Below are 6,212 nucleotides of genomic sequence, written 5' to 3'. Positions count from 1 at the left end.
GCCTCGACGATGTACCGGTAGACGGTGGCCAGCCCAATCCCGAAGCCGGCCGCGAGCTTCCAGCACGGCGAGGTGCACGGTGTGTCCGCAGGCCTCGTTGAGGCGGGCCAGGTGGGGGTGGGCGATCTCGCGGACGTCGAGGTTCTCCATGGCCTCCTGGGCGAGCGCGAAGAGGCGGGCGCCGAGGCGGTAGCGCTGGTCGGACTGGCGGTAGACCAGGCCGTGTTCGTGGAGGGTGCGCAGCAGCCGCAGCGCGGTCGACTTGTGCACGCCGAGGCGGTCGGCGACCCGGCCGAGGTCGGCGGGGCCCTCCGCCAGCAGGGGCAGGATGCTGAGCGCTCTGTCGACGGTCTGGCTCATGGGGTGCGTCCCTCCTCTTCGGCCGCTGCGGCTCGCGTCCAGCCGGGGCCGAGTCGAAGTCTCTCCCACGCGGGTGCGTCGAGTGCGGTCAGCCGGTCGGTGGTGTCGCGGTCGGGGGGCGGGGCGAGGTCGGCGGGGCTGGTGAGGGTGGCGGCCGCGAAGAGGTGACCGAGCCGGAGGGTCTGCCGTACGGGCAGTCCGCGCAGGGTGCCGGAGAGGAAGCCGGCGGCGAAGGCGTCCCCTGCGCCGACGGCGGCCACGACGTCGACGGTGGGGGCGGGTTCGAAGGTGCCGGGGGTGGGGGCCGGGGGCGGTGTCTCGCTCACCCGCGCCTGCAGGGTGCCGCTGCGCCCACCCGTGCCGCTCATGCGGCACGACTGCCCGCAGCTGAGTGAGTCCGCGGCGGGGCGTCCCGTCAGGGGCGCGGGGCTGTGTTCGATGAGCGGCTGCCGCCGCGTGGGCGCGATCAGCCCCCACCGGGCCGCACGCGACACGAAAGCCGTCGCCCCGTTCGCCCCGTCCTTCACCACCAGCACCCCCGGCTCCGGCAGCAGCTCACGAATGGCCTCCGGCCCGCCGCCCACCCCCCACGCCCGCTCCGCCTCGTCCTCGCCGACGAAGACGATGTCGGCCCGGCGCGCCAGTTCCAGGAGCACCTCCGCGCCGTCGGAACCGGCCCACAGGGCCGGCCGGTGGTTGACGTCGAACGACACGAGCGGGCGCCCCTCGGCGGGGGCCGTCAGTTCGCGCAGCAGCCCCAGGCAGCCCTCCGAGAGCGCGGCCGTGATCCCCGACAGGTGCAGGACCCGCCCCGCACGCACCGCGGCCGGGTCCACCGTCTCCACCGACATCGCGGACGCCGCCGACCCCGCCCGGTAGTAGGCCACCTCGTGCGCGTCCGTGGCCCGGTCCCCCGCCGTGCGGAAGTACACCCCCGTCGGGCGCACCGGGTCACGGCCCACGCGGGAGACGTCGACGCCGTGCGACGCGACCGTCGCCACGAGATGGTCGCCGAACCCGTCCGCGCCGACCCGGCTGACCCACCGCACGGTGTGGCCGGCGGCGGCCAGCGCGCAGGCCACGTTGGACTCGGCGCCGCCGATGGCGCGGTCGAAGGAGGGTATGTCCGCGAGCCGCCCCGGCCCGCCGGGCAGGAAGGTGACCATGGACTCGCCGAGCGCGACGACATCCACCACGTCAACGGCGTCGGTGGCCTTCACGATGGTGGGGGCTCCTCGTCGTCTCGGGTCGCCGCGGGCTCCATTGACCCGGCGTCGGCGTGGATGTTAGACAGCGACGAGCGATATACGCAATGGCCGTTGCAGAGCATGCAACCGATCTGATCAGGGAGGCTCCGTGTCCCTCGACACCGGCACCGAAGCACTCGCCCGGCTCGCGGAGGAACGCGTCGACCACCGCTTCAAGGGCCTCCCCCCGGACGCCGAGGGCCACACCGTCGGCGAGCTGGCCGCCCAGCGCCGCAACCTCTTCTCCGACGGCTTCCCGACTCCGGTACTGGCCCTGTCCGCCGAGCACCTGGAGCACAATCTGGCGCTGATGGAGTCGTACGCGGAACGGCACGGCCTCGCCTTCGCGCCGCACGGCAAGACCTCCATGGCACCCCAGCTGTTCCACCGCCAGGTCGAGCGCGGGGCGTGGGGCATCACCCTCGCCGTGCCGCACCAGGTGCGGGTGGCGCGGGCCTTCGGCACCCGCCGGGTCTTCCTCGCCAACGAACTCGTCGACGCCCCGGCGCTCCGCTGGATCGCCGCGGAGCTGGCCCGGGACGAGGACTTCCGCTTCGTCTGCTACGTCGACTCCGTGCGCGGGGTCGAGCTGATGGACGCGGCGCTGCGCGGGACCGGGCGTCCCGTGGACGTCGTGGTCGAACTGGCCGCCGGGGAGGGGGCCCGTACCGGCGTGCGCACGGAGGAGGAGTGCGCGGCGGTCGCCGACGCGGTGGCCGCGACCGGCACGCTGCGGCTGGTGGGGGTGGCCGGGTACGAGGGCGAGGTCCCGCGGGCGGACCCGGACCGGGTGCGCGCCTACCTGCGCCGCCTGGTCGCGCTCGCCGCCGGCTTCGACGAGGCGGGACGGTTCGCGGGACTCTCGGAGATCGTGGTCAGCGCGGGCGGCAGCGCCTGGTTCGACGTGGTGGCGGAGGTCTTCGCGGAGATCCCCGAACTCTCCCTACCCGTGCTGAAGTTGCTCCGTTCGGGCGCGTACGTCTCGCACGACGACGGCCACTACCGCGAGCTCACCCCCTTCAACCGCGTCCCCGAGGAGGGCGCGCTGGAGCCGGCCTTCCGGCTCTGGGCGCAGGTCGTCTCCCGCCCCTCCCCCGGGCAGGCCTTCGCCAACGCGGGCAAGCGGGACGCCGCCTACGACCTCCACCTCCCGTCCGCCCGGGTGGTCCGCCGGGGCGGTGCCCAGCGCCCGGCGACGGGCATCACGGTGACCGGGCTGTCCGACCAGCACACCTGGCTGGAGACCACCCCGGAGGCTGACCTGGAGGTCGGGGACTGGATCGGGCTCGGCCTGTCCCACCCCTGCACCTCGTTCGACAAGTGGCAGCTGATCCCGGTCGCCGAGGCGGACGGGACGGTCGTCGACTACATCCGTACGTTCTTCTAGGAGGAGCCGTGGAGGATCTGGTCATCCGGGACGCGGACGTCGTCGACGGCAGCGGCGAGCCCTCCTACCGCGCGGACGTGGTCGTCGACGACGGCAGGATCGTGTCGATCGTCAAGGAGGCCGCGGCGGCCGGCTGCCAGCGTCCCCGCGCGATGCGCGAGCTGGACGCGGAGGGCCTGGTGCTGTCCCCCGGCTTCGTCGACATGCACGCGCACAGCGACCTGGCCCTGCTGCGCGACCCCGACCACAGTGCCAAGGCCGCGCAGGGGGTGACCCTGGAGGTGCTCGGCCAGGACGGGCTGTCGTACGCCCCGGTCGACGACCGCACCCTGGCGGAGGTCCGCCTGGCGATCGCCGGCTGGAACGGCCACGGCGACGACATCGACTTCGACTGGCGGTCCGTGGGCGAGTACCTGGACCGTCTCGACCGGGGGATCGCCGTGAACGCGGCGTACCTGGTCCCGCAGGGCACGGTCCGCGCGCTCGTCGTCGGCTGGGAGGACCGCGAGGCGACCCCCGCCGAACTGGACCGGATGCGCCGGCTGGTCGCCGAGGGCCTGGAACAGGGCGCGGTGGGCCTGTCCTCCGGGCTCACCTACACCCCGGGCATGTACGCCCCGGACTCCGAGCTGACCGCGCTGTGCCGGGTGGTGGCGGAGTACGGCGGCTACTACTGCCCGCACCACCGCTCGTACGGCGCGGGCGCCCTCGACGCCTACGCGGAGATGGTGGCCCTGGCCGGGGAGGCGGGCTGCCCGCTGCATCTGGCCCACGCCACCATGAACTTCGGTGTGAACGAGGGCCGGGCACCGCAGCTGCTGTCCCTCCTCGACGAGGCCCTCGCCGCGGGCGCCGACATCACGCTGGACACCTACCCGTACACCCCCGGCAGCACGACCCTCGCGGCGTTGCTGCCGAGCTGGGCGAACGAGGGCGGCCCGGCGGCGGCCCTGGCCCGGCTGGCGGACGACGACGCGTCCGAACGCGTCCGCCACCACCTGGAGGCCGTCGGCTCCGACGGCTGCCACGGCGTACCCGTCGAGTGGGACACGATCGAGATCTCGGGCGTCGTGGACCCCGCGCTGTCGGAGTTCGTCGGCCGCACGGTCGGGGAGTCGGCGCGGCGACGCGGCGAGACCCCCTGGGCGACGGCCCGCCACCTGCTCCTGGCGGACCGGCTCGCCCCTTCCGTCCTCCAGCACGTCGGCCACGAGGAGAACGTCCGCACGATCATGCGCCACCCCGTCCACACCGGCGGCTCGGACGGCATCCTCCAGGGCGCCAAGCCCCACCCCCGGGCGTACGGCACGTTCCCGCACTACCTCGGCCACTACGTACGGGAGTTGGGCGTCCTCTCCCTGGAGGAATGCGTCGCCCACCTCACGTCCCGCCCCGCGGCCCGGCTGCGCCTGCCGGACCGCGGCCTGATCCGCGAGGGCTACCGGGCCGACGTCGTCCTCTTCGACCCGGAGACGGTGGCGGCGGGCGCGACGTTCGAGAACCCCCGCCGCCTTCCGACGGGCATCCCGCACGTCCTGGTCAACGGCCGCTTCGTGATCGAGGACGGCCGGAGAACGGACGAACTGGCGGGACGCTCGATCCGACGCGCACCCCGACCGGCCTAGGGGCGCGGGAAAGACAACCCCTACGGCTTGGGCAGCGTGCACCCGCTCGCGCTCAGGTTCAGCACGTTCCCCGTCGTGAAGCACGCCGGAATGTTGTACGTCTCCTCGGCGTAGTTGATCCCCTGCCGGACCGTCACCGTCCCGTTCGCGTCCACCTCGCACGGGTTGTCGACGGTGCACCGCTCCCCGTCCTCGTTGCCGGTGTTGTTGACGGCGACGACCTGCCCCGTGCTGGTGTCGATCACCGGCGATCCCGAGGTCCCCCCGATCGTGTTGCACGCGGAGGTGTAGCGGACCGAGTCCTTCCAGGTCCAGTCGCCCTCCTTCAGCCGGTACACGAACCCGTCGATGGCGCAGCTGTAGATCGTCTTCCAGTATCCGGAGACGACCTTGATGGCGGTGCCGGCGACGGGGTGGGTGCTGCTGACGGTCAGCGGGCTGATGCCGTAGGAACTCTTGATCGCCGCGTACGTCGTGGTGGTGCGGTAGATCGTGACGTCCGTGTCGGTCATCGTCGAGTAGACGACCTGGTTGGCGCGGAGCGTGGCCACCTTCGTGCCGGAGGAGTTGAGCAGGCCGAAGGTACGGCTGGAGGACTGGCCGGTGATGACCTCGCCGGGGTCGGGGAAGCCGGTCTCCAGGCAGTGGCCGTTGGTGAGGACCAGGGCCGGGTCGCTGTCCGCGGAGTTCGGGAAGCGGATGACGGAGCCGGAGCAGTTGCTGAGCGAGACGGTGCCGGCGAAGTTGACGGTCACCGCCGCGGCCTGCCGGGGGACGGCGACCGCGGGTGCCGTGCCGATCCCGGTGATGGCCAGGGAGGCGAGCGCGGCGACGAGAGGCTTGTTCATGTGGGGTCCCCTCTGGACGACGAGGTGACCGGAGATCTTCCGGCCACCCGCTTTTTTGTCATGCGCATTCTCAACGCAGGCGCACGCGGGGACAAGGAGTCGTTTCCGGAACGGCCATGGCGGATTTCCGCCCGTGACAACGGACCGGGCAAGCGCTGTTCACACCGCCGGACGGCCGCTGGTGGGACCCCCTAGTGGGACCGGCCGCCACCCCTCCCGCGACCCCACCCGTGCCCGCCGTAGGGGGAGGACGCGGCCGGCGTCGCGCCGGTGGCGGTCGGCGCGGGCGTGGGACTCGCGGCAGGAGCGATGGTGGCGCCCGGCGCGGAGACCGTGGCCGGGGGCGCCGTGGCCGTGGGCGCTTTCGCCGCCGGCGTGGTGGCTCCGGCCGACGGCGTCGCCCCGGCGGGCGTGGCCGCATCCGGCGACGGCGCGGCGGACGTGCCCCCGGGACCCGCCCCCTGCGCCGGGGCGGACGACGACGCCGGCGCGCGCTCCGTACGGTCCTGTTCGCCCTGCGCACCGTCGGACGACGAGGTCAGGGCGACACCCGCGAGCAGCGCTGCCACGGACGCGGCACCGATCGCCCCGACGGCCACCGCCCTGTTCCCCGGACGCCGACGGGCCGCCGCCCGGCGCCGCTCCGCCCGGCCTGCACGACTTCGCGGCCCGGCTGGAGAAGAGCGGCGAGTTCGTCGACGGCCAGGGGCTGGCCCCCGAGGGCGAGTGGGTCCGCTACGACGGC

The 6,212-nt window shown here is 73.7% G+C and carries 6 protein-coding genes; 2 read left to right on the top strand and 4 right to left on the bottom strand.

Annotated elements, in window-relative coordinates; all coding sequences use genetic code 11:
• Together ABZ646_RS37885 and ABZ646_RS37880 are read right to left on the bottom strand one after the other, a co-directional pair.
• Positions 1-360 (bottom strand): helix-turn-helix domain-containing protein (locus ABZ646_RS37885; RefSeq protein WP_360529625.1); only part of this gene is annotated, 360 nt, incomplete at its 3' end.
• Positions 357-1,580 carry a sugar kinase gene (locus tag ABZ646_RS37880; protein WP_360529622.1) on the bottom strand — a complete coding sequence of 408 codons (1,224 nt, stop codon included), beginning with the start codon at positions 1,578-1,580 and terminating at the stop codon, positions 357-359. The genes ABZ646_RS37885 and ABZ646_RS37880, both read right to left, overlap by 4 nt.
• A 136-nt stretch (positions 1,581-1,716) precedes the next feature.
• On the opposite strand from ABZ646_RS37880, the gene ABZ646_RS37875 reads away from it, so the two are divergent.
• Together ABZ646_RS37875 and ABZ646_RS37870 are read left to right on the top strand one after the other, a co-directional pair.
• The gene (locus ABZ646_RS37875) at positions 1,717-2,994 is read left to right on the top strand and encodes an amino acid deaminase (RefSeq protein ID WP_360529619.1); all 1,278 of its coding nucleotides are present in this window, start codon (positions 1,717-1,719) and stop codon (positions 2,992-2,994) included.
• Positions 2,995-3,002: 8 nt separating this feature from the next.
• Positions 3,003-4,619, top strand: a complete 1,617-nt coding sequence (locus ABZ646_RS37870; RefSeq protein WP_360529616.1) for a D-aminoacylase — start codon at positions 3,003-3,005, stop codon at positions 4,617-4,619.
• Positions 4,620-4,639: 20 nt separating this feature from the next.
• On the opposite strand, the gene ABZ646_RS37865 is transcribed toward ABZ646_RS37870, so the two are convergent.
• Together ABZ646_RS37865 and ABZ646_RS37860 are read right to left on the bottom strand one after the other, a co-directional pair.
• A complete protein-coding gene (locus ABZ646_RS37865) occupies positions 4,640-5,467 on the bottom strand; it encodes a serine protease (protein ID WP_360529613.1) in 828 nt (275 codons plus the stop codon).
• A 538-nt stretch (positions 5,468-6,005) separates the two neighbouring features.
• On the bottom strand, positions 6,006-6,212 hold a 207-nt coding region (locus ABZ646_RS37860), incomplete at its 5' end, for a hypothetical protein (RefSeq protein WP_360529628.1).

The sequence above is a fragment of the Streptomyces sp. NPDC007162 genome (assembly GCF_040634175.1).
Taxonomy (GTDB): Bacteria; Actinomycetota; Actinomycetes; order Streptomycetales; family Streptomycetaceae; genus Streptomyces.
This window is presented reverse-complemented; position numbering and strand designations above follow the sequence as displayed.

What these genes read in the sequence shown, in the direction of transcription:
- ABZ646_RS37865 (WP_360529613.1), bottom strand. Translation starts at nt 5,467, where the DNA reads ATGAACAAGCCTCTCGTCGCCGCGCTCGCCTCCCTGGCCATCACCGGG.